A 22787-nucleotide genomic window follows, 5' to 3' on the forward strand; every position below is an offset into this window, starting at 1 on the left:
CGCGCGGTGGAGAGGGGAAGCCCGGTGAGCTCAATTAAATACCTGGGGAGTTACTAAAAGGTTATTAATTGTACTATATTTATACAATGGGCTGCGTGTAAAATATTCTTTGGAGAACAAAATGGCTGAGCTATTGCACAGCGTCTTGCCGAGTCCTCGACGCGAAATTGTTTACATCCATCCTGAAGATTCCATAAGAAAATGCATTGATATAATGACGAACCTTGATATTGGTGCCTTGGTAGTTGTTGATAAAAACAATAAGCTGGTAGGCATAATCAGTGAACGTGATATCGTGCGCTCTTGCAAGCAACAATGTGTGAGTCTTGAAAAAGGGAAAGTTTCTGAGGTAGTCTTTAAAGAGGTCACGATCCTAAGTCCTCATGATGTTGTGGAAAAGGCTATGCAAGCTATGACTAAAACTAAAAGGCGGCATGTGCTAGTTCGCGAAGATAATGGTGAATTTATTGCTATTGTGTCAATCGGCGATCTCTTGTATTACTTGCTCGACAACAAGGCTAGAATCATTGAGCACTTGGAAAATTATATTTATACTTAGGGTCTGTTGACATTTCTGAACATTTTTTGATTCTTAAAAACGAAATGTCAACAGACTCTAGTCTAATATAGGTATTATAGTGTTATAGTATTGTTTTAACTTAAGTTAATTACTTATGAAAACAGTAGTGCGCATGTTATTCGTATTTTTTATTCTCATTGCTAACTTATGGGCAGCTGAGAGTACTTCACCATGGTATACATTAAGTGCTGATGGAAAAGCAACGCTTAATGTAGAGTTATTTCTTTCATCTACCTGTCCCCATTGCCAAAAAGCAGATGCATTTTTTAATGATCTAGCCCCTAAAGCACCGAATTTAGCTATTAAGTATCATATGATTAATGAAAATAAAGATGCTTTATTGCGATTTAATCAATTACTTAGTGAAGAGTATATGGATGATTTTGTTGTCCCTTCCATCTTTTTTTGTAACTCACGCTGGGTTGGTTTTGCAAGCCCTGAAACTACAGGGAAAGATTTAATACACGCTCTTGATTATTGCAAGCAACAAATTGAAAAAAATGGGATGTTAACTCCTGCTACTGTAGATACTTTAAGACAGTGGGCGAGTGCTAATCAATTTAATGCGGGTATGGTAGATAACCCTTCTTTTTTTAGATACATCAGTATTATTGGATTAACTGATGCGCTCAATCCTTGTTCTTTTTTCTGTTTCATAGGTTTTTTAGCCTTTCTTTTTATCGAGAAGGAAAAAGAAAAGAAACTATTCTCAGGAATACTCTTTATTCTTGCAGTTGGCTTAATGCATTATTTTCAACAAGCGCATACCAGTCTTTTCTATCAGATATTATTTTGGTTACGAATACCTGCTGCTTTATTAGGACTCGCAGTGATTTATTTTGTAGTCCAACATTATAAGCAGCAAACCAATAGTATTTGGTATTATGCATTGGCATTTTTAGTCGGTTTGGTAGCGATGGCGTATCAACAAACTTGTGCGATGAATTGGGCTTATATTTTTGAGCAATGGCTGGGGAACCAACAAATATCAGCAGTGCAGTCTGGTTTTTATCAAGTATTGTATCAGTTGACTTTCATTTTACCTTTAATACTTTTTCTAATTGTATATTTTATTTTACTTAAGTTAAAATTTTTTGCTGTTTGGCAATCACGATGGGTAAACACAGGACGCTTGTTTTTATTCGCCATCGCTTTGTGCTTTATTGTGTACCCGATGGTGTTATCCTATTTAGGAGTTTCCCTATTCACGATAATAATCTTGGTGATATGTGGGTACCTTTTAAAATTGCCTTGATCTTAAACTAATGGTTTGGGATCATCATTATTCCTTAGTTTTTAGGTGGTAGTATGAGTAAGCTCATTGATATTCCTGTAGTTGTTGAAAGTGGAAAAAAGTATAAAACCTCTCATGGCGTGACTGCTATTAAAGATGGGGTGAAGGCTACAGGGCAAGGTTATGAGCGTTTACCTAAGCCAAAATGGTTGCGCATTGTCAATCAAACTACTTCTGAATACCATCAGGTTAAAGAACAGGTACAAAAACATCGTTTGTCTACGGTTTGTGAGGAAGCGAAATGCCCTAATATTTCTGAATGTTGGTCTCATGGTACGGCCACGATTATGTTAATGGGAGCCGTGTGTACACGTGCATGCCGTTTTTGTTCAGTAGATACTGGTAATCCACATGGATGGCTTGATGCGCAAGAGCCTGAGAATACAGCAAATACGGTTGCCTTGATGAATTTGGATTATGTCGTGTTAACCTCTGTAAACCGCGATGATTTACTCGATGGCGGGGCTAGTCATTATGCACAAACCATACGTGCTATTAAACAGCGTACTCCTAAAACTAAAGTAGAAGCTCTAACTCCTGATTTTCAAGGGATTGAGCGTGATGTTGCTTTATTATTGGATAGTGGATTGGATGTATTTGCACAAAATGTGGAAACCGTTGAACGTTTAACGCATCCAGTACGTGATAATCGCGCAGGTTATTGGCAAACTTTGAATGTTCTTGCTTTTGCAAAACGTTATAGACCTGATGTCTTGACCAAAACCAGTTTGATGTTGGGGTTGGGCGAAACTGATGAGGAGATCATTAGAACTATGGATGATCTACGTACTCAAGATGTAGATATTTTGACTTTAGGACAATATTTGCAACCCACGAAAAACCATTTACCTATCGCACGCTATGTGACTCCAGAAACCTTTGCTGAATTAAGAAAAATTGGTTTGCAGAAAGGATTTTTCGAAGTAGCCTCTGGGCCTTTAGTTCGCTCCAGTTATCGAGCAGATAGAATTTTCAAGAGAGATAATTTAGGTTTAGAGGGTTAATCCAGAAATCTTGGCGGTTAATTGGAGTTCAGATATGACGATAGATACCTTGCTAATGAATGTTATAAAGTATCATGAACCATTAATCTTAATGCTAGAGCAATATTTTCGTCTTGATGACGCGCTGTGCTTTATCAGGTCTTCATTTAGAGCGTATCCTTATTTAGGCTAAAACAATCCCGCGTTGTTGCATCTTTTTTTGTAAAAGAATGGCAACTAAATACATAATTCCTCCTAAAATCAAAGCACTGATGCCTAACAAGAGATAATAGCTTTTGTAATATGGCAAGCTGTCTACTGCTGAATGAATGGTGGTAGGAATTGCAACCCAGGCAGCAATTCTTCCTGAAATTGCATGGGCTAGAGAACTTGCGAGATACCAAACCCCCATCGCAAACGCAATGGTTTTTTGATCGCAATACAAACCAATCATGCTTAAACCAATGGCACTAACCCACAATTCTGCAATGGAAATTAAAATATAAGTTAAGGCAATATAATTTCCATTAATTATGCCATTTGTTGCCTGATAAGAGGCAAAAGTAAGGAGCAATAGGGCAAGACCAGACAGAAAAATACCTGCTGCAAATTGATAGGGAATTGTAAAACATGGAACCCATTTATAAAAACGAGGCAATTGACTGCCAATGGCCAAAATTAATAAAGGATTAAGCATTTGATAATGAGCCGGGGAAACAGTTAAACCAAATAAATTATGGTCCGAATTATTCTTCGCGAATAAAATTAAAGTACTGTGCATTTGATTATAAATAACAAAAAACACCACTGCTTCCAGAATCAGTAATAAGGCAATCATTTGCTTGTCTCGCACAATTCCTTTGAGAGTAATAGTCTTCTTAAAAAACCAAAAGATCCCTAAAGTACTGCCCATAGCAATAAGAGTACTGGCTATATATACATGGGAAAAGGCATATAAAGTTAAAAGATAAATACCACCAATATAAGCGATTAAACGCATAATGCCTTGTTGGGAAAGTTTAGATAAATCTTTACCCCAAATTACATTATCATAAATGCGGTAACGGCTGGCAAAATTTAGCGCAGCAATTGATTTGCCAACAAAGGTCACAGCTAATATCGACAAGGGACCATAACGGCTTTCTAATAATACTGGCGCAATCAAGGTTGCCAGCAAAGCACCTACATTAATCGCAATATAATAATAAGTCATTGCTGATTTTGCTTTGATCGCATCGTCGGAATAAATATGCGATATCATACTGGATGAGGTACCCATGAGTAATGAGTTGGTTGCAGGGATCAAAGCATAAGCGGCGATAAAGAGTTGATCACCCCAGAAATTGACTGTGTATCCACTAAGCATGACCAATAAGTATGCTAATGCCAGCATAACGCTGCCTAGTAAAATAGAACGGCGAATGCCCACGATTGTATCTGCCATATAACCACCTAGCATAGGCATTAAATAACCCGTTGCATGTGCAACACCTATAAATGCATAGGCTTTGGATTGACTATAGCCCAATCCTTGAGTCCATAAAGGACGAGTAAGGAATAAAACCAGTATGGTATTAAATGCGTAAACAGAAAACTGGCTCCAAAAGGTGATAAAGATAATATTATTGGTTTGCTTTTGGCGTAGGTCCAGCACAGACATGTAATTTTTCACTTCTTGATAGAGCATCCTTTCGCCTCGTTTCTTCGATAATTTGCAAACAAATTACAGTAAAACAACAGGTTATTATCAGATTATCACTTCTTGGCGAGAACTACATCAATTATATGGGTATCATGATAGGGAAAAGTGAATATTTTACTAAACAGGCGTTTTAAGCGCTCAATTAAAAAATTTTTAGGCAACATTCGAATCGATAAAGTATTGAGAAACCAAGTTCCTTCAATACCAAAATGAGCAAGCTCATCGATATTATTGAGTGTAATAGGGATTTCTAAACGCCGGTGATCAATCACTTCAAATTGATGCTGTTTAAATGCATGCATCAACTCCTCATTATTGGCGGCAACAGTAGTATTTTTAACAATGGATTTATAATAATGTCCAACCACACTACTTAGAATAGAATCTTGGGAAATAAATTCAGCTAATTGTTGCTGTGCTACGGGAAAGGAATCATAAGTAGTAGTAATCATTGAAAAATGGCCATTAGCACGAGTAAGCAATTTGGCTTCATTAAATAAAATATGAATTGGAATATAGGCATTAATAAAATGCGCAAGAATTAAATCTTGGCTATGTGGTGGTAGGTATTTACTTGCTTGGGCCGCACTGCATTCAATAGTGGTTAAAGGAATTGCTTCTTTTGCTCGTTTTAGCATTTCTGAAGATACGTCAATCCCCGTAAATTCTGCCAAAGGCATTGCTTGTTTCAATTGATGCAAAAAAGCGCCATCACCCACTCCCAGATCTAAAACTTTATAATAGGGTTTCATACCTAAATAAAATTTTTGCATCTGTTCAATTGCTACTTGATGGCTCTTACTTATAGCGCCAAAGCGATTAGCTGTAGCGTAATTGTCAGCAATTTCATTATACATGGCCTTCAAGGACATGCAGGATTCCAATAATTTCAAAAGATTTGGTTAAGTATATCCTTAAATGAGGGAGATTGGCGACTATTGATTGATGAAAAATTATTGTTATTTTTCTTGTAATTATTCATATTGCTGGTATAGAGTGCATAGTGAGAGCACGCCCTAGAGTCACTATCCTTAAGTTAAGGAATATGGCAGTAAAAAATTGGCTTAACTTTAATGGCTGTGCGCCCTAGAATATGGATAATTCATTAATGTCAGGTTAAATTATGTCTAAAATCTTAGTTACTGGAGCTACAGGCTTTATTGGAAGACGCTTGGTACCAGAGCTTATTGCTGCAGGGCACGAAGTGCGTTGTGCGGTGTCACAAAAAGTTAATTGGCTTGAAACTGAGCAAGTTATTGTTGATAAATTAGAGCGGGATCCCGATTGGGGTGAGGCGCTTCTTGACATGGAGGTGGTTATTCACTTAGCTGCTCGTGTGCATGTCATGAATGAAAAATCTGATTCTATTTTAGAGAATTATTGCAAAATAAACAGCATAGCCACTAAAAATTTAGCCAAACAAGCAGCAAAACACCAAATCAAACGCTTTATTTTTTTAAGTTCAATTAAAGTTAATGGCGAATACACCATGCCAGGGGAGCCTTTTACTGAAGAAAGTGTACCGCAGCCAGAAGACCCGTATGGTCAAAGCAAATTATACGCTGAGCAGTATTTACGCGCGATTAGCCAAAATACTGGTTTAGAAATAGTCATTATTCGGCCCCCTTTGGTTTATGGGCCTGAAGTGAAAGCCAATTTCTTAAAAATGTTAACCTTAGTAAGAAAAGGTCTTCCTTTGCCTTTTGCCAAAGTGAGAAATCGCCGACATTTAGTATATGTTGAGAATTTAGTTTCGGCTTTATGCGCTGTAGTATCACATCCAGAGGCAGCTAATCAAACTTATTTGGTAGCGGATAATGAGTCTTTGTCTTTAGCACAAATGATGCGTCTTATGGCTCAAGAGATGGATATTAAAGCGAGGTTATTCCCAGTTCCAGTCCGCTTGATGGAGGCTTCCTTCTTCTTATTAGGCAAGAAAAGTTTAAATACCCGTTTGTTTGGTTCATTAGAAGTAAACAACAGTAAAATAAAATCGCAATTAGGTTGGGAACCTCCAGTAAACTCAACTGAAGGATTAAGAGAAACGGTTAAATGGTATCAATGTGAATTTCACTCTTAGTATTGTTTTTTTAATGCTCTCGGTAGTTTTGACCGAAGTTTATTGTAATTTGGCACAAGGTACACGCCTTATGGACAAACCCAATGAGCGATCGATGCATTCTAAGCCTACAGTTAGAGGCGGTGGTATAATTTTTATTGGTTTAGGCGTGCTGTCATTGCTTATCCTGAGCTATATAACGAGTACGCCTTTTCTGAAGCAATTAGTGCTTGCTTTGAGTATCGTAATGATTGCTACAGTAAGTTTTTTAGATGATTTATATCATTTGTCGGCAAAATCACGCTTTTGTGTGCAAGCACTCGTTGCTTTATTGGCTACCATTTTTTTACGACCTGAGCAATTAAATCTCGGTTTATTAACTATAAGTCATCCAGTATTCATTATTCTTCTGGTGTTTTTCTTAGTAATCTGGGCCATTAATCATTTTAACTTTATGGATGGTATTGATGGTTTTTGTGCTTCTCAGGCTGCATTTCTCTTTGTTGCTTATGCAGTACTTTTTGCTCTTTATGACTCTTCTTTTTATCAGTACTTTTGCTTGATCATGGTGGCTTGCCTGCTTGGATTTTTAATCTTTAATTTTCCTCCAGCAAAATTATTTATGGGCGATGTTGGAAGTGCTTCCTTAGGATTGCTAACCTTTGCAGTGGCTTTAATTGCACAGCAAAAATTTCAGATCCCTATTTTTTATTGGTTTATGCTCAATGGGCTTTTTCTTTTTGATGCAACCATTACTTTAATTCGACGCTTTCTTAGGAAGGAAAAATGGTCTAGCCCACACCGTAAACATGCTTATCAACGCTTAAGACAAGCAGGTGTTACTGTACCTTTTATTCTTCTCGGGCAATTGTTGTTGAATTGTGCTTTTTTAATCCTGGTTTTATTAATCAATAATCAGGCTCTTAGCGCTATTTTGCCAATTATTATACAAATAGGTATGATTTTCTTAATTTACTATTCTATCGAGAAAATATTTCCAATGTTTCAATCTCATTTTACTCGTTGAATTCATTGAAAAAAATTTATTTTTCTTTAAAGATATAGACAGGTGGAATATTTTCTTAATACTGTGTTAAGGATAACAGTGTAGAATAATATCCGTAAAATAATAGTCGTTGATTTTTTAATCACATTGTAGTTGCTGAGAACAACCATGGATGCGTTCTATGGAGAAAATAGGTGGCTGCTTTTTGTTAGGGAGATTTGTTATGTTAATTTTAACTCGACGTATAGGTGAAACCTTAATAATCGGTGATGATGTAAACATTACTGTATTAGGCGTTAAGGGTAACCAAGTACGTTTAGGTATTAATGCACCAAAAGATGTATCTGTACACCGTGAAGAAATTTATTTACGTATACAACAAGAAAAGCAATCAGATGATTCTGAGACCACAGTATAAAAATTAATTTCCTCGCAGTTCATCCAGTTCCGAGCGCCTAATAACGCTCGGGACGAACCATAATAAAATGTCTTAAAGTTTATACTTGATTTGCTTGTAACGACGTATCTCCTGAAGACAGAAAATGTTTTTGTCCTTTTTCATCTTCCAAAATCAATTGTCCCCAGTGATTAATGCCACGGGCGTGACCTACAATAGTCTTTGTTGATTGAGTTATCTGAATGTGTTTGCCTGCCAGATAATCTACTTGATTCCATTCGTCTATAAAGGCATTTAAATCATGTGCTATAAATTTAGTAATATAGCGGTCAAGATGGCTGACCAAGCTTGCAATCAACAAGGTACGATCAAAATAGTGCTGGCTGATTTCATAAAGCGAACACCAAGGTTTATCTGGCAGAGGATTACTAGCTGTATCCGTATTCACATTGATACCAATGCCAATAATTACTTGAGCATTGCTATTTGATTCAGCTTGAATTTCAATTAAGCTGCCGCAAAGTTTTTTATCTTGCCAATAAATATCATTTGGCCATTTTATTTTAATTTCTGAAGAGACTTGCAATTCATTAAGTGTGGCTAAAATAGCTAAGCTAGTAATTAAACTTAAGCTCGAGAGTTTGGCTAAATCACAATTTAAATTCCAACGACTTGAACAATAAATATTTTCACCAAAAGGGGAGTGCCATTGACGGCCAAAGCGCCCGCGGCCCTGGGTTTGCATTTCTGCACAGCAGAGTTCAAGCTCATGACTTGCAGACAAATCTTTTAAAAAACGATTGGTGGAGTCAATTGAGCTAAACACATGCACATTAACAGGTAGAGAAATTTTCTGCATAGCAAGCAGCATGCTAAGTCGCTCTTCATTAAGTAAAATGAGTTTTTGCGGCAAGTGATAACCTTGTTGCGGAATACTTTGAATTGGAATACCAAGTTCAATGAGTTGGTTGATTTGCTTCCATATTGCAGAGCGAGTCACTCCTAAAGCCTGACCGAGTTCAGAACCACTATGGCAGCAGCCATCATTCAGGATGTTTAATAAAGTCGTTTGTGATGAGGTAAAGCGCATCATAATAATTTAGAATTTCAGCTTTGTATTATTAGAGTGGATTTGGATTAATCCATGGCGGATTTCACGAACAGTAGGATGGCAGCATAATGCGCCACTGTATGCAATTTCGGGCATGAATGAACGTAAATGCCAGATCATGTTGTGTAATGGATCGTTCACTAATTGATTCGTAGGTATGGATGTTGGTACAGTAAAATCCTTAGTGGGATAAGCAAGTCCTAGGCCGCAAGCTTTGATAAATGCCTCTTTCTGTGACCAGATATGGAAAAATACTGCAGGTTTTAATGGTTGTGGGGTTTTCATGAAGTCTTGATATTCGCGCTCAGAAAATGAGTTTTTAGCAATGCCCTCATAAGGGCGGGAAGAGTATTTTTCAACATCTATCCCTATTGGAAAACCCTTGCCTACGGCAAGTATTGCCAAGTCTCCCGTGTGGCTTAGATTAAATTGTAAGCGTGCAGAATTAATTACTTTAGGTTTGCCATGAGCGTTATATGAAAACTCCAGGCGCTCAGGTTTAGTGTTCAAATAACGTGCTAAAATTATTCGCAAAGTTGCTCTTGCAGTTGAAAAACGGCGTTGGTGAGTACTGAAATAAAAACGCTCAGCTCGTGCCTGTTCCTCTCCATTGAGTATGCGAGGAGCATTAGGTAATTCATTAACCAAAGAGAATTGCCAAAGATCAATGCGCGTTTCACTTAAGATGCAATTATCTGTATCTAATGGTGTAAATCCTGTAATCGTCATATGTTTTGTTTGATTCTGGCATCAATTAGGGGTTATAGGTTATCATATACCATGATAAATTAATTTACCAAAGAGTATTGAATGAGCCGACAATTTTTGGACTTCGAACAGCCTATTGAAGAGCTAAATCAAAAAATTGAAGCACTTCGCATGGTCGGAGATGACAACGAAGTAAATTTAAGTGAAGAGATCGCACGTCTTGAAATGAAGTGTTCACAGTTAACGGCACAAGTTTTTTCTAACTTGGAGCCATGGCAAGTAGCGCAAATGGCAAGGCACCCGCTACGGCCACAAACTACCGATTATATTGAACGTATATTTACTGATTTTCAGGAATTACACGGCGATCGTAACCATTCGTCTGCGCCAGCAATTATCGGGGGGTTAGCGCGTTTAAATGGCGAACCAGTGATGGTTTTAGGGCATCAAAAAGGCAAACGTACCAAAGAAAAAGTGTATCGTAATTTTGGAATGGCACGTCCAGAAGAGTATCGTCGTGCCTTACGTTTGATGAATATGGCTGAAAAGTTTCAGTTACCAGTTATTACTTTTATCGATACTGCCGGTGCTTATCCTGGCATTGGCGCTGAAGAACGTAACCAATCAGAAGCTATTGCCCGCAATTTATTTGTAATGTCTCGCTTAAAAACACCAATCATATGCATTGTTACCGGTGAAGCTGGTTCTGGAGGGGCTTTAGCCATTGGTGTAGGTGATCGCGTTTTAATGCTGCAATTTGGTATTTATTCAGTGATTTCCCCAGAGGGTTGTGCTTCTATTCTCTGGAAAGATGCCGCAAAAGCACAAGATGCAGCGCGAGCAATGCGGATTACTGCTGATAAAATTTTTGAGAACAAGCTGGTAGATGGTGTGATTTCAGAGCCTTTAGGTGGTGCTCATCGTAATGTCGATGAAATGGCTGCTCGTATCAAAGAAATTTTGGTAAATGAGCTTACTGGCTTGAAAAAGATCCCTATTGAGCAATTGGTAGAGCAGCGCTATAAGAAATTTATGGACATGGGCGCTTTATAACGCGGGATATTCAGATTTTATTTCCCCAAGGCAATATATTCATGATTCATGTACATTGGCTTTCTCGTTTTGACCGATTCAAAAAATTAATCGTAGGATATAGCGGTGGATTGGATTCTACCGTTTTGCTGCATGTATTGGCTTCTTTCCCTAATTTACGAGCGAAATTGGTCGCAGTGCACGTGAACCATGGGATCAGTGTTAATGCCGATTCTTGGCAGCACCATTGTGCTCAATGGTGCCAGCAATTCAATATTGCTTTTATTACAGAATCGGTACATTTTGATCACGGCGCAAATCTTGAGGAGCGCGCACGTAATGCCCGTTATGCGGTATTTTCTTCTTTACTTGATGAAGAGGGATGTTTAATCTTAGGACACCATCAAGATGATCAGGCAGAAACAGTATTGTTGCAATTGCTTCGCGGTACTGGTATTGATGGTTTAGCTGCTATGTCTGAACGAAGTTTCTTAGGTGCAAGTACTTTAATTAGGCCTTTATTACATTATACGCGCGCACAATTAGAGCATTATGCTGTATTGCATCAATTAAATTGGATAGAAGATGAGAGTAATCAAGATATTACTTATGCTCGTAATTACTTGCGCCAAGAAATTATGCCCAAGTTGCTTGCGAAATGGCCGGCAGCTGTAAGAAATATCAGTAGGGCAGCAGTGCATTGCCGACAAGCAAAGGATAATTTAGATACATTAGCCATGATTGATTATCCAAAACTAGCCAGTGCTAATGGCTTATTGCGGATTGAATCTTTGCAGCAACTAAGTTTGGAGCGGATGACTAATATTCTCAGGGTTTGGTTGAAAAAAAATCATATCTCATTACCACCAGCCGCAACTTTTCAGTGTTTAATTCACGAAGTTATCTATGCACGTACTGATGCTACTCCTGAAGTCAGTTGGGGGAATAATATTATCCGACGTTTTCACAGTCAGTTGTATTTGGAAAAAAAAAATAAATTCAATGCCCCTTTGTCTACACCTTGGTCTCATTTTCCTGAGCCTTTAGTATTTAACGAAATTGGTATCACACTCAATGCTCAAAAATCGATTTCAGGTGTGTTTATTCCTGAAAATGCCAAGATTGTTATCAATTTCAGACGAGGTGGTGAAGTCTTCTTTTGGCATGGGCAGCACAAACGCTTAAAAAAATTATTTCAAGAATGGAATATCCCTCCTTGGTTTCGCGATAAAATTCCTCTTATTTATATTAATGATGTTCTGGCCGTAGTCGTTGGTTATGCTGTAAGTGATGAGTTTTATAAAAAAAATTCCTTATACCTTTGGACCATAGCACTAGAGTAATGTAATTTAGAGCAAGATAAGAAGCGAACCAAGCAATCTAGAATAAAACAATGAGTTTGTTTCCTTACTCTAGTATGGCTATGGTACCATGCAGAAATTTTATCTAATCAGAAAGCTTATAGAGAATAAATATGCCTGAGTCTTTAATTAAAATAATTTTATCACAAGCGAATAAAATCGGTGCTAAACCTGAAGATATGCCAGAACTCAATAAGAGATTGCAAGAGAATGTATCTTCTGGAATTTGGAGCGCTAAAAATTATATGGGTGGATTAGGAAGAGAATATCAAGACCTTAAACCTTATTTAAGTATTGAATCAAAAGTTATTAAAGAAATCAAACATATAGAAAAGATTCAAGCAGTTGTAGAAGACTATATTACTAATGGTCATAATAGTTCTAAGGAGCAAAGTTATAGAATAGCAATTTGGGCTGCTTTGATTGCTGTCTATGCTTCAGTCCCGCAGGTACGATTTAAAGCCTATAAGTAATTAAGTTATTTGGCTTCTATGTTAAATGACATCCAGTTAAAGACTCACTGTGAGGATTATACAACTCGTCTCTATCAATCTAAGGATAGTTTTTGTCCGGCGAGTAAACTTATTTGGATGTGGGAAGTTCGGCATATAGTCGATGAAGAAAGCCAAAATAAATCGCATCCTCAAGACGATATTAATTCTGTTCTAATGTTTGAACAGCTCCGACAAAAAAAAATCAGAGATAAGCTCATGAGCATTAAGAGTGCGCTGCTGCTTTTGGGCTTATCATTTAATAAGCATTTAACTATTGAGGAAATAACACGTACTGCGCAGACCTTACGTGATAAGCTGAAAATTCTTGGTAAAATCAGTGTGAGGGATAAGTATGATAATCCTCTTCTCAAGAAATTTGTTGAAGCGGAACAGTATTTAATTAGTGCGATGAATTTCTTGAATTTTAATTGTATATCCCGTCTTAAGGAGATTGATACGCTATTGCCTGTAATTAAAAAAAACACAAGTTTTACTGATAGAGATTTATTTATAGAGCCTTACAGGAAGTTAGAGACCCTTGAAAATGAACTCAATGAATTTGCTAAAAATATTAAAGTTGAACCTCCTTATATTTATGAGAACCAAGTGGTAATAGCGCTTGGTCGATTTCAACCTAAAAAGTGCTGCAAAATCAGAAATAGATTTGAAAATTGATCAATTAGGACGTGACTTAAAAGCAGTTGAAGGCCGGTTGGCTCAATACAAATATGAAATAGAAACAAATGCACGACAAGTGATGAAGCAAATACAAGAGGTTAAAAAATTCACTTCTGCCTCAGTAGAAAATAGAGATCTATATCGTTTCATTGATGTATTGCAATCTGTTGAAAAAACAAGAGATGAACTATTACAGTGGCTTAGTCGTTTGGATGATGAGGGTAAGGACATCGCTAACGCGGTATTTAAGGATGAAATTGTATCTTCTCCTACTATAGATGATATTATAAATGCAGTTATTGGGGAATTGACTAAGATTGATCAAGTATTATCTACAGATAATACATATGAAAATATAGTACGGGCAGCACTTAACAAGACTGGCCGTTTAACCTCGATCTTGAGAGATCACCTGAAAGCTGATGCTGCATCTGAAATAATGACAAAAGTTCCGATTCTCTTTGAAGTAATAAAAACTTATTTTAGTGATAAATATGATAAAAAGCTTAATATTTCAGTAAAAAACTTGGTCATTCCTGCTGTGGTTACGCTGTCTTGTGATTCTGCTCAAAAATATTTACAGACAGTAAAAACTGAAATTAAAGGCTCCAAACAGGCAGCTGCCAATCAAATTAATACAACATTAAGTACCATTATTTCTGTTCTTGCAGACCTTTATGAAACGGATGCGCAGTTGTGTAACCAATTGTCAGCTGCGGCAAATGACTTGGATTTTTCTTGGCAACATGTTTTTGAAAAACATCAAAAAATAAAACAGAATATAGAGCAAAAATTTACTGAGTTAAAACAAAATTTGCGTGGAGATTATAAACAACTAAATTATATTGCTTCTGAAGTGAAGCAAAAAGTTGCAAATTTGATAGAGGTTCGAAGTGAGGCCCACAAAAAAATAGTGGCGCAGGTTGAAGATAAACTGATTAAGCACAGTAGGGATAACTTTAAATTTTTATTGCTGAAGAAGTATTATCAAAAGCAAAAAGCACTTTATCTTGCCCAAGGCTCACATCACCAAGATCGAATAAATTCTTTGGAGCGGTTGTCTCTAGATATTGATAGTGTGAAAGGTAATAACAATGCGCAGCGTTTTGTTTCGTTCCTAGACGCAATCAGAGCACAAAAAGCTGCGACCAATATATCTCATAAAAAAATAGGGTTTTTGGGTGGTTTTCGCAGTTCACGCTTAGAGAAAATGTACTCTGATGTTCTAGAGAAATCAAAGCTGATTGACTCGATGTATTGTGGTGAACAGGAGCCTGATAATCTCAGCGATATGCAATACAATTATTTAAAAAATCGTATTGAAACAGAAAAGAGAGAATATTGCCAAACAGGAAAACATCATCAAGATCGTATGGATTCGCTAAAGAGACTTGAAACGTTAATAACAGAGCTTGATGCAAGGCAAGGTAAACATGATCGTTTTGCCATTTTGTATGATGCTTTAAAAACAGAAGCTATAAGAACCAATGAGTCTCAAAAAGTGATTGGTTTTTTTGGTAATAGGAGAGCATGTCGATTGCAAAAACGATATGATGTTCTTATTAAAGAGGGTGGATATATTCAAGATATATTGAAAGCTAGTGTAGAGTTTTCTGCTGAAAAGCCATCATCCGAAATTCCTGAGTGTAGATGCTTTTAAACACATGATGGAGAGAAGAAAATAAATGGTTCAATCTTGCAGTTGAAGAGTGTCTTCTTCCCTGAAAACTAAGCCCATACTTTTGATTCAAATTTTTTTCATGAATGAGAAGCTATTCTGAATTAACACTCAGGTAAGTTAACGGCTAAGCCACCCATAGAGGTTTCTTTATAGATGCTTTGCATATCCAACCCAGTTTGTTTCATGGTTTTTATCACTTTATCTAGTGAAATTTGATGCTGCCCATCACCGATTAAAGCCATACGGGTGGCATTTACTGCTTTAACGGAACCCATGGCATTACGTTCAATGCAAGGGATTTGTACTAAGCCTAAAACTGGGTCACAGGTCATGCCTAAATGATGTTCCATAGCAATTTCAGCCGCATTTTCTACCTGCGCTACCGTACCACCAAGTACTGCAGTTAATCCGGCAGCAGCCATAGAGGATGCTACACCGACTTCACCTTGGCAACCTACTTCAGCACCGGAAATGGAAGCGCCTTTTTTGTATAAGATCCCTATGGCTGCGGCAGTAAGAAAATAAGTATAAACATCCTTATCTTGCATTTTGTCATGGGCTTGTTGGCAGTATTTAAGCACAGCAGGAATAATGCCCGCAGCGCCATTGGTAGGGGCAGTGACAATACGTCCACCGGCAGCATTTTCTTCATTAACGGCCATCGCATAAAGGTTTAATTGGTTCATAATGTCTGATTGCTCAAAAATACTTTTAACTCCTTTTTGGTTCATTAATTTTTTGTACAAATCAGGAGCGCGTCTTTTTAAATTCAAACCACCAGGCAATGTGCCTTCATGTTTACAACCATTAGCAATGCATTCATCCATAACTTTGGCAATTGCTAAAATGCCTTTTTGGATTTCTTTAGTACTACGCCAGGTTTTTTCATTTTGGAACATTAGCTCCGCAATGGTTAAATTATTATCTTCACAGAGTTTTAATAGTTCAGCAGCGGTGGTAAAAGGATAAGGAGGTGGCACACTGCCTTCGGAGGTTTTGGAAAAATCTTCTTCAGTAGTAATAAAACCACCACCGATAGAATAATATACCTGCGCGATTAACAAATTTCCTTGATTATCAAAGGCTGAAAAACGCATACCATTCGTATGCTTAGGTAATAATTCTTTTTGTAAAAATAAAAAATCAGACGCTTCATGAAATTTGATGAGTTTTTTGCCGCCTAAGTTTAATGCTTTTGTTTCAAGAATTTCATGCATGCGCGGTACCATGGATGCTGGTACTACAGTTTCAGGTGATTTACTTTCCAAACCGTTTACAATTGCTTTATCAGTGCCGTGACCTTTGCCGGTTAATGCTAATGAACCATATAGTTCTATTTTAACTCTTTGTACCAAATCAAATAAATTTTTTTCTTCAAGTAATTGCAAAAATGCATTTGCAGCAAGCATTGGCCCTACAGTGTGAGAGCTTGAAGGACCAATGCCAATAGAAAATAAATCGAATACACTGATGTTCATGAGTTTTCTATCTCTAGTTGTAATTAGAGCAAAGTGTAGAATGATCTTACCTATTTGTCTATTTGAATTAAATCATTCATAACACCTAGTAATTTAATTTGAATTTAGGCAGAATGATCAGGTATTTTTATACCGGTTTATACCTTACTAATAATTTTAGTTTACGGTATGTACTTAAGCAAAGACTAGAAGGGGATTCTTATATGAAAATGAGATTGGTCACTACAGCCGTTTTGGGGCTTGCAATGTCTACTGCAATGGCTGCGGATGCCTTGGTTACTGATAAAGATAAATTATCTTACAGTATTGGCGCTGATTTAGGGAAAAATTTTAAAACTCAAGGCATTGACATCAATCCAGACGCATTAGCAAAAGGAATGCAAGACGGTATGTCAGGTGTTCAGTTGCAGTTAACTGAACAACAAATGAAAGATGTTTTAAACAAATTTCAAAAAGATTTAATGGCTAAACGTAGTGTTGAGTTCAACAAAAAAGCAGATGAAAACAAAGCAAAAGGTGAAGCGTTTTTAACTGGCAATAAAAGCAAACCAGGTGTAGTTGTATTACCAAGTGGTTTACAGTACAAAATTATTGAAGCAGGTACAGGCGCTAAGCCAAGTAAAAACGATACAGTAACGGTTGATTACACGGGTACTTTAATTGATGGCACTGTATTTGATAGCACCCAAAAAACTGGCAAGCCAGCTACGTTTCAAGTATCACAAGTAATTCCTGGTTGGACTGAAGCGTTACAATTAATGCCTTCTGGTTCTACTTGGGAAGTGTATGTTCCTTCTGATTTGGCTTACGGGCCACGTAGTGTAGGTGGTCCAATTGGCCCTAATGAGACTTTAATTTTCAAAATTCATTTGATTTCTATTAAAAAATCAACATAATATGCTTTTTTTGTTCGCCCCGAAGTATTTTCGGGGTGATTTTTCCTGAACATATGTCAATGAATAAACGCCTGTTTATTATCTTTATATTAGGTTTTTCTTCTGGTTTGCCAATGGCTTTAATCAGCAGTACTCTGCAAGCATGGTATTCCTATAGTGGTATGTCTGTTTTAGTCACTGGAATGCTGAGCCTTATTAGCGTGCCTTATACTTATCGTTTCTTTTGGGGCCCCATTTTAGATCGTTACTCTTTATTTCGTATGGGTAAACGGCGTAGTTGGATAATTACCATGCAATGTTTCTTATTGCTGGGTTTTAATCTGATGGCTTGGCTCAATCCGCAACAATATCCTACAGCGCTTGCGATTTTAGCATTAGTTCTGGCTTGTTTTTCAGCGACCCAAGATATTGCGATTGATGCTCACCGAACTGAATATTTACCGATACCAGAACATGCTCTAGGCGCTACTTTAGCTGTATTTGGTTACCGGGCAGCGCTGCTTTTATCAGGAGGCTTGGCTTTGATTATGGCCAATCATTTAGGATGGGCATTTACCTATCGCTTCATGGGTTTTATCATGATAATTGGGATGTTGGCTGTATTGTTCAGTGAAGAACCGAGTACCGAAATCAAAGACATCAGCAATATGAAGGAGTTATTTATTGCTCCTTTAAAAGAGCTTTGGATACGAAAAGGAATCATTTATCTTTTATGCTTTATTTTTTGTTACAAATTGGGTGAAGCTTTTACAACCACTACTAGCGGCATTGTTATGCCTTTTTTAATTCAAGGCCTTGGTTTTTCTCTAGATACTATTGGTTATGTAAATAAAGTATTAGGATTAACCTCACTTTTATTAGGTGGTTTGCTTGCAGGTATTTTGCTAATTCGATTTTCTTTATATCGTTCTTTGCTCTTTTTTGGGTTGTTACAAGCGTTAACCAATGTATTATTTCTGGCTCTTGCACTTATGGGCAAAAGTGTGATTTTATTATCTGTAGCCGTATTTTGTGATAATTTTGCTGCTGGGATGGGATCTACTGCCTTGGTTGCTTTATTCATGCGTTTGGTTAATAAGCAATTTACGGGTACTCAATTTTCGATCTTAGTTGCTTTATCCACCTTGCCTCGAACTCTATCGGGACCTATAGCGGCTACAATTCAATTATTTATTGGTTGGGTTGGGCTCTATCAACTTTCCATTATTTTTGCATTAGCATTTATTCCCTTTTTAATCTTGATTAAGGAACAAATAGCTGATAGCGAATTCACAGAAGAGTCAGTAGCAAAAGAAGCAAATTTAGATCCTATCCACTAAAAAATAAGCGCCATTGCGTTAACGCTGTACTAGTGCTGCGCTTAATTTTTCTTTTTTATTTGCGTCATGTGTTGTTAATTCAAGACATGCCTTGCCCAATAAAGAATAAAGCGTCTGCGCCTTAGAATGAGTAAATGCGGCCATATGTTTTTCAAGAGTGGCAATATCTCCTCTCTTAATTGGGCCAGTAAGTGCTTGTTCAGGGGAGAGAGTATCTTTTAAATTCACCAGTGTTCCTTGCATCAATGTAGTAATGATTGACATTGCCATATCTTTAGCGACTCCCGATTCTTGCAAACACAAAAAAGCCTGTTGCGCTAAGGTTACCATATAATTGGAGGCAAAGACGCCGGCAGCATGATATAGAGATTTTTTATCCTTATTTATCTGATAAGTTATTGAGCCAATGGCCTCAAAAAGTGGTTTAATTAGAGAAAGCGCTTGGATATCACCCTCCATGGCACAATAAGTACCCTTATATTGCTCAACACTAATGTCTGGATTAGCAAAACTGCGCATTGGATGAATGCTTGCAACCCAGGCACCTTTTTCCTTAATCGGATTTAAGATTTCAGAAGATAGAGAGCCGCTGCAATGTACAACTGTAGTATTAGGCCCAATAAATTGATTTTCAGCTAATTGAATTGCAATTGGGGCGATGAGATCATCAGGAGTAGTAATAAACGTTAGATCCGCAGCTGGCAATTGCTCCATTGCCGAATAAGAAGTGCCCCCGCCAATAAATTTTATCGCTTCTTTGCTGCTACCGAGCGTACTGTTAAAAACTGCACCAATATGAACCAATTGATTTTTTAATAGCAAATGGCTAATGGATTTTCCTAAATGCCCAGCGCCAATAATATTTACAGTCAATGACATTTTTGATTTCTATCTCTAAAAATAAGTTATATATAGTATCAAATCGCTCTGCAAAGAACACCATAGTTTGCCAACTTTGTCGGTCTGGTACTTGCGGTACCTTGATGAGACTGTTTTTTTGTTTGCTTAAACATTAAAAATTAAATTAAATTAAATTAAATTAAATTAAATTAATTTAATAGAATAGTGATCATATAAGTATTGACATAATTGTACATTAAAATTACAATTAGGTTGTTATTTGATTTTAACTTAATCTTAAAAATTTAGCCTTTGAAGCTTTTTTTGGACTATTGTATGACTAAATCTACATGTTCTACCGCTCCTAATTTATTTTCAGCACAGGGATGGTATCATTTCGGTCAGGAATTCATGAATTCTACTTACTTGCAACCGTTTAAACGCCCCTTAGAAGGAAACTCAAAGAAAGAGAATACTCGAAATGGATACATTGAGCGAGAAATTCATGGAGCAATGCATGCTTCACGAGTAGCCTGGTCCACAGTAATGTTGCATCGTTTATGTCAACAACAATATCCCCATGAAGTCCAAAATAAAGTACAGGCATTAATGCAATTTAGTAATTTAAATGAAGATGAACTTTTTTATTTGATTCGCTATGTAAGCTTAGGCCATGATACTGCACGAGAAGATGAGGGGTTTGATCGATGGGAAGAAGGAAGTGCAAAGAATATTGAGTGTTTTTTAATAGAAAAAGGCGTTTCTTCTTTATTAGCAGAAATATTTTCTCGCCTTGCCTTATACAAAGACAAACCGCAAGAGTTAGCACATTATTTAGCGTCGCATTCTCTAGCTCAAGAGATCATTGAGGGATTACAATATGCCCGCTTACTCATTAGTCTTGCTGATTGCTTTGATATTATACGTTGCACCGATAAATTTAAATTTGCTGTTGTTGAACAAAAAATTACCGAAGTTTTTTCCTATGCAAAAGATAAAGATGGTCCTATATTTTTTGATTATGCAAAACATTTATTGCACTTACTAAAACAACAAAAAGATCTTTGTTTCCCTACTCAATTAATAGGACCTAATAAGGAATGTTTTCATATAGAGAAAAGTGAACAAGAATATTCGATGCAAGAAAAAGTGAAACTGGAACATGCTGATAATGCAATTTCAGCCATGCTAAATTCAATAAATCAAGACCCGTATTTGCAAAAGTTATTAAATTTAGAGACGCCTATATTCTCTAGCACTTACGATAAAGAACCAGCTTTTGTTCCTTATATTCATGGCACCAACAGTGCAACTCTTGCTTTAATGCCTCAAACTAATTTCCAACTGATGTCACCAATAACGATGTTAGAAGAATATCAGTTGGCCCCTTTATGTGGTGAGTTAACTCAAGGTGGACTTAATAGTGCTACGGCTGATGGCCAACCTTGTTTTGCAAAACTAAATGGAGGAAAAGATAGGAACGAATATTCATTAAATAGCGTTATATATCATTATACAAAAATCAATGAAGTACTGTCTAAAGAAGATTGTTTAGCAAAATTAATAGCATATAGTACTCATGCAACAAAAGATTTGTTTTATAGGATTAATATTATTAATATTTATCTTGCGCGTGCAAAACAACTGGGGATCAATCTACAGGAAATTTCAGTAATCCAAAATCTAGAAGAAAATTTTCATCAAGTGAAGGATATTTTCTATTTATACTTACTATTATCAACTCACATTATTGTAAAGCCTAATTTATCTTCCATAGACTCAGAAGAAATAAGCAGTCATTTCTCTCTTGCAAAAGTGCTTGAAAAATTAAAGCAGTCTAAAATTTCCATACAAGATATTTATAATAACCCTACTGCTGAAAATTGTCAGCATGTCATTGATCTTTTTACCTTTTCCAAAAATGATAAAACAGAGTACTTATTTGAATATATTGATAGCCCTCAAGAAAAAAGAAAAGATAAAAGTAACTTAGAACAATACGATTATGGCTATATGATTTACAATCGTTCTTCCTGGTCTTTTGAGAATATACTCCATGAAACTTGTCGTGGACATTATCAAATGTTTGATTTTCAGCATATAGCTCCTTCACTAATAGACTATGTGGAGGTATTAGAAAAGCGATTTCTAGTTACGCAAAAGCTTTTACATGAACATTCAAAACCATTAAAGCTCTCTCCTGAAGATTTAGCTTTAGTTGAAAATCCATTACCGATTATTTTATTGTATAACCAAAGCCATCAGATGCATCTTTTGGAAGTGGACTCTCAAGAGTATCGGGTTGAACAGTCACTTAAATTAGGAAAAGATATTCAAATTGTGGCCACTGATACCGAGGCGAATATCAAACGATTGCAAGCCTATAGTGATCGGCATCACTTAAATCTCACTATCATTTCATTTGCTGACTTAAAACGTGCTCATCGCTCTTTAGCTACTGAGTATCCATTGTCAAATCAGCAAATTCTAAGTCGACCTCCTGATATAAAAACGCTTAATGATTTCTGTGAACAACAAAAGGCTCGCTTTAATACAAATTCAGTACTCACATCACTAGTACGTTTTCAAGAAAAAGCAAAAGAAATTATTTTGTCAGATCTTTCTTCAAAAGAAAAAAGAGCACAATTAAAAGCTTGTGCACATAAACAATTTGAACATCGCCATTATGTGCCAAGATTGCTAGCGGATGTTCTCATGCTTATCTCCTCTTTTGTATTAGTTGGTCTTGCCGTGGGTATAACTAGAGTATTAAATGGTCATAGCTTTTTCTTTAGTTTAGAAAAAACAAGAAGAGAAACCACGTTCATCGAAATTGCTGATAAGATGAACTTAGGAGCTGGGTAAAACTGTTTCTTTCAACGCAAATAGATACTTTCTTTTATTCTGTAAGATATTTTTTATATATCTGCATATAAACGCCGTTATTTTCCAATTTTAATAAGGCATTATTGATACGATAAATCAAATCTATATTTTCTGGACGCGTTATAATGCCATAACCTTCGCCAAGTGACATTTTGCCACCAATAAGCTTGAATTGATCAATAGCACTCTCACTAGCTGCCCAGTATTCGGCTGGATAGTATCGTATAAGGCCTAGCGCTCCGGAACTTGCGCTGTGACGCAAAAGTCTGAGTAGGAAAGACT

Annotated in this window: 21 protein-coding genes and 1 pseudogene; 15 read left to right on the forward strand and 7 right to left on the reverse strand. The window is 36.7% G+C overall.

The genetic code is table 11. The annotated features are described in order from the left end of the window. Positions 1-121 precede the first annotated feature (121 nt). The 4 genes from QM652_RS10230 to QM652_RS10245 all read left to right on the forward strand — a co-directional run bounded on the left by QM652_RS10230 (position 122) and on the right by QM652_RS10245 (position 3050). Positions 122-559 (forward strand): CBS domain-containing protein, encoded by a 438-nt coding sequence (locus tag QM652_RS10230; protein WP_415075441.1) that lies wholly within the window; start codon positions 122-124, stop codon positions 557-559. 115 nt (positions 560-674) lie between these two features. After that, positions 675-1835: a hypothetical protein gene (locus tag QM652_RS10235; protein WP_415075443.1), complete on the forward strand. Its 1161-nt coding sequence runs from the start codon at positions 675-677 to the stop codon at positions 1833-1835. Positions 1836-1888: 53 nt separating this feature from the next. Beyond that, positions 1889-2878, forward strand: a complete 990-nt coding sequence (gene lipA, locus QM652_RS10240) for a lipoyl synthase (RefSeq protein WP_415075445.1) — start codon at positions 1889-1891, stop codon at positions 2876-2878. Between the two features lie 34 nt (positions 2879-2912). After that, on the forward strand, positions 2913-3050 hold the full coding sequence (locus QM652_RS10245; RefSeq protein ID WP_415075447.1) for a hypothetical protein: 138 nt from the start codon (positions 2913-2915) through the stop codon (positions 3048-3050). Here QM652_RS10245 and QM652_RS10250 read toward each other — a convergent pair. After that, entirely contained in the window at positions 3042-4544 is a 1503-nt protein-coding gene (locus tag QM652_RS10250) for a peptide MFS transporter (protein WP_415075449.1), read from the reverse strand. The two genes, QM652_RS10245 and QM652_RS10250, sit on opposite strands and share 9 nt — an antisense overlap. Before the next feature lie 68 nt (positions 4545-4612). Beyond that, on the reverse strand, positions 4613-5431 hold the full coding sequence (locus QM652_RS10255; RefSeq protein ID WP_415075451.1) for a class I SAM-dependent methyltransferase: 819 nt from the start codon (positions 5429-5431) through the stop codon (positions 4613-4615). Between the two features lie 251 nt (positions 5432-5682). On the opposite strand from QM652_RS10255, the gene QM652_RS10260 reads away from it, so the two are divergent. The 3 genes from QM652_RS10260 to csrA all read left to right on the forward strand — a co-directional run bounded on the left by QM652_RS10260 (position 5683) and on the right by csrA (position 8042). Next, entirely contained in the window at positions 5683-6639 is a 957-nt protein-coding gene (locus QM652_RS10260; protein ID WP_415075453.1) for a UDP-glucose 4-epimerase family protein, read from the forward strand. Next, the gene (locus QM652_RS10265) at positions 6623-7645 is read left to right on the forward strand and encodes an MraY family glycosyltransferase (protein WP_415075455.1); all 1023 of its coding nucleotides are present in this window, start codon (positions 6623-6625) and stop codon (positions 7643-7645) included. Before QM652_RS10260 ends, QM652_RS10265 begins: the two co-directional genes overlap by 17 nt. Before the next feature lie 202 nt (positions 7646-7847). Next, entirely contained in the window at positions 7848-8042 is a 195-nt protein-coding gene (gene csrA, locus QM652_RS10270) for a carbon storage regulator CsrA (protein ID WP_006869248.1), read from the forward strand. Positions 8043-8121: 79 nt separating this feature from the next. On the opposite strand, the gene QM652_RS10275 is transcribed toward csrA, so the two are convergent. After that, entirely contained in the window at positions 8122-9114 is a 993-nt protein-coding gene (locus QM652_RS10275; protein WP_415075457.1) for a biotin--[acetyl-CoA-carboxylase] ligase, read from the reverse strand. A 6-nt stretch (positions 9115-9120) separates the two neighbouring features. Further along, positions 9121-9861, reverse strand: a complete 741-nt coding sequence (locus QM652_RS10280; RefSeq protein ID WP_415075459.1) for a 4'-phosphopantetheinyl transferase family protein — start codon at positions 9859-9861, stop codon at positions 9121-9123. An 81-nt stretch (positions 9862-9942) separates the two neighbouring features. Between QM652_RS10280 and QM652_RS10285 the strand changes: the two genes are divergently transcribed. The 5 genes from QM652_RS10285 to QM652_RS10305 all read left to right on the forward strand — a co-directional run bounded on the left by QM652_RS10285 (position 9943) and on the right by QM652_RS10305 (position 15065). Beyond that, positions 9943-10893, forward strand: a complete 951-nt coding sequence (locus QM652_RS10285; protein ID WP_415075461.1) for an acetyl-CoA carboxylase carboxyltransferase subunit alpha — start codon at positions 9943-9945, stop codon at positions 10891-10893. A 41-nt stretch (positions 10894-10934) separates the two neighbouring features. After that, positions 10935-12215, forward strand: coding sequence for a tRNA lysidine(34) synthetase TilS (gene tilS, locus QM652_RS10290; RefSeq protein WP_415075463.1), 1281 nt, complete (start codon positions 10935-10937; stop codon positions 12213-12215). Positions 12216-12346: 131 nt separating this feature from the next. Then, positions 12347-12706: a hypothetical protein gene (locus QM652_RS10295; RefSeq protein ID WP_415075465.1), complete on the forward strand. Its 360-nt coding sequence runs from the start codon at positions 12347-12349 to the stop codon at positions 12704-12706. 18 nt (positions 12707-12724) lie between these two features. Continuing rightward, the gene (locus tag QM652_RS10300) at positions 12725-13402 is read left to right on the forward strand and encodes a hypothetical protein (protein WP_415075467.1); all 678 of its coding nucleotides are present in this window, start codon (positions 12725-12727) and stop codon (positions 13400-13402) included. Continuing rightward, the gene (locus QM652_RS10305) at positions 13392-15065 is read left to right on the forward strand and encodes a hypothetical protein (protein WP_415075469.1); all 1674 of its coding nucleotides are present in this window, start codon (positions 13392-13394) and stop codon (positions 15063-15065) included. Before QM652_RS10300 ends, QM652_RS10305 begins: the two co-directional genes overlap by 11 nt. A gap of 122 nt (positions 15066-15187) precedes the next feature. On the opposite strand, the gene QM652_RS10310 is transcribed toward QM652_RS10305, so the two are convergent. Continuing rightward, complete coding sequence (locus QM652_RS10310) at positions 15188-16564, reverse strand: L-serine ammonia-lyase (protein ID WP_415075471.1); 1377 nt, start codon at positions 16562-16564, stop codon at positions 15188-15190. A 203-nt stretch (positions 16565-16767) separates the two neighbouring features. On the opposite strand from QM652_RS10310, the gene QM652_RS10315 reads away from it, so the two are divergent. Further along, entirely contained in the window at positions 16768-17460 is a 693-nt protein-coding gene (locus QM652_RS10315) for an FKBP-type peptidyl-prolyl cis-trans isomerase N-terminal domain-containing protein (protein WP_415075473.1), read from the forward strand. A gap of 59 nt (positions 17461-17519) precedes the next feature. Next, the gene (locus tag QM652_RS10320; RefSeq protein WP_415075475.1) at positions 17520-18779 is read left to right on the forward strand and encodes an AmpG family muropeptide MFS transporter; all 1260 of its coding nucleotides are present in this window, start codon (positions 17520-17522) and stop codon (positions 18777-18779) included. A gap of 18 nt (positions 18780-18797) precedes the next feature. Here the strand turns inward: QM652_RS10320 and QM652_RS10325 are convergent, their stop codons facing one another. After that, the gene (locus QM652_RS10325; RefSeq protein WP_415075477.1) at positions 18798-19658 is read right to left on the reverse strand and encodes a Rossmann-like and DUF2520 domain-containing protein; all 861 of its coding nucleotides are present in this window, start codon (positions 19656-19658) and stop codon (positions 18798-18800) included. 297 nt (positions 19659-19955) lie between these two features. Between QM652_RS10325 and QM652_RS10330 the strand changes: the two genes are divergently transcribed. Further along, a complete protein-coding gene (locus tag QM652_RS10330) occupies positions 19956-22484 on the forward strand; it encodes a hypothetical protein (RefSeq protein WP_415075479.1) in 2529 nt (842 codons plus the stop codon). A 34-nt stretch (positions 22485-22518) separates the two neighbouring features. On the opposite strand, the pseudogene QM652_RS10335 reads toward QM652_RS10330, so the two are convergent. Further along, a pseudogene (locus QM652_RS10335) lies at positions 22519-22787 on the reverse strand (hypothetical protein); the annotation flags it as partial.

Origin of the sequence: Legionella sp. (assembly GCF_047605385.1) — a bacterium.
In the GTDB taxonomy this organism is placed as follows: domain Bacteria; phylum Pseudomonadota; class Gammaproteobacteria; order Legionellales; family Legionellaceae; genus Legionella.

What these genes read in the sequence shown, in the direction of transcription:
- QM652_RS10235 (WP_415075443.1), top strand. Translation starts at nt 675, where the DNA reads ATGAAAACAGTAGTGCGCATGTTATTCGTATTTTTTATTCTCATTGCT.
- QM652_RS10230 (WP_415075441.1), top strand. Translation starts at nt 122, where the DNA reads ATGGCTGAGCTATTGCACAGCGTCTTGCCGAGTCCTCGACGCGAAATT.
- csrA (WP_006869248.1), top strand. Translation starts at nt 7,848, where the DNA reads ATGTTAATTTTAACTCGACGTATAGGTGAAACCTTAATAATCGGTGAT.
- QM652_RS10310 (WP_415075471.1), bottom strand. Translation starts at nt 16,564, where the DNA reads ATGAACATCAGTGTATTCGATTTATTTTCTATTGGCATTGGTCCTTCA.
- QM652_RS10245 (WP_415075447.1), top strand. Translation starts at nt 2,913, where the DNA reads ATGACGATAGATACCTTGCTAATGAATGTTATAAAGTATCATGAACCA.
- QM652_RS10285 (WP_415075461.1), top strand. Translation starts at nt 9,943, where the DNA reads ATGAGCCGACAATTTTTGGACTTCGAACAGCCTATTGAAGAGCTAAAT.
- QM652_RS10280 (WP_415075459.1), bottom strand. Translation starts at nt 9,861, where the DNA reads ATGACGATTACAGGATTTACACCATTAGATACAGATAATTGCATCTTA.
- QM652_RS10315 (WP_415075473.1), top strand. Translation starts at nt 16,768, where the DNA reads ATGAAAATGAGATTGGTCACTACAGCCGTTTTGGGGCTTGCAATGTCT.
- QM652_RS10250 (WP_415075449.1), bottom strand. Translation starts at nt 4,544, where the DNA reads ATGCTCTATCAAGAAGTGAAAAATTACATGTCTGTGCTGGACCTACGC.
- QM652_RS10255 (WP_415075451.1), bottom strand. Translation starts at nt 5,431, where the DNA reads ATGTCCTTGAAGGCCATGTATAATGAAATTGCTGACAATTACGCTACA.
- QM652_RS10300 (WP_415075467.1), top strand. Translation starts at nt 12,725, where the DNA reads ATGTTAAATGACATCCAGTTAAAGACTCACTGTGAGGATTATACAACT.
- QM652_RS10330 (WP_415075479.1), top strand. Translation starts at nt 19,956, where the DNA reads ATGACTAAATCTACATGTTCTACCGCTCCTAATTTATTTTCAGCACAG.
- QM652_RS10260 (WP_415075453.1), top strand. Translation starts at nt 5,683, where the DNA reads ATGTCTAAAATCTTAGTTACTGGAGCTACAGGCTTTATTGGAAGACGC.
- QM652_RS10295 (WP_415075465.1), top strand. Translation starts at nt 12,347, where the DNA reads ATGCCTGAGTCTTTAATTAAAATAATTTTATCACAAGCGAATAAAATC.
- QM652_RS10325 (WP_415075477.1), bottom strand. Translation starts at nt 19,658, where the DNA reads ATGTCATTGACTGTAAATATTATTGGCGCTGGGCATTTAGGAAAATCC.
- lipA (WP_415075445.1), top strand. Translation starts at nt 1,889, where the DNA reads ATGAGTAAGCTCATTGATATTCCTGTAGTTGTTGAAAGTGGAAAAAAG.
- QM652_RS10320 (WP_415075475.1), top strand. Translation starts at nt 17,520, where the DNA reads ATGAATAAACGCCTGTTTATTATCTTTATATTAGGTTTTTCTTCTGGT.
- QM652_RS10275 (WP_415075457.1), bottom strand. Translation starts at nt 9,114, where the DNA reads ATGATGCGCTTTACCTCATCACAAACGACTTTATTAAACATCCTGAAT.
- tilS (WP_415075463.1), top strand. Translation starts at nt 10,935, where the DNA reads ATGATTCATGTACATTGGCTTTCTCGTTTTGACCGATTCAAAAAATTA.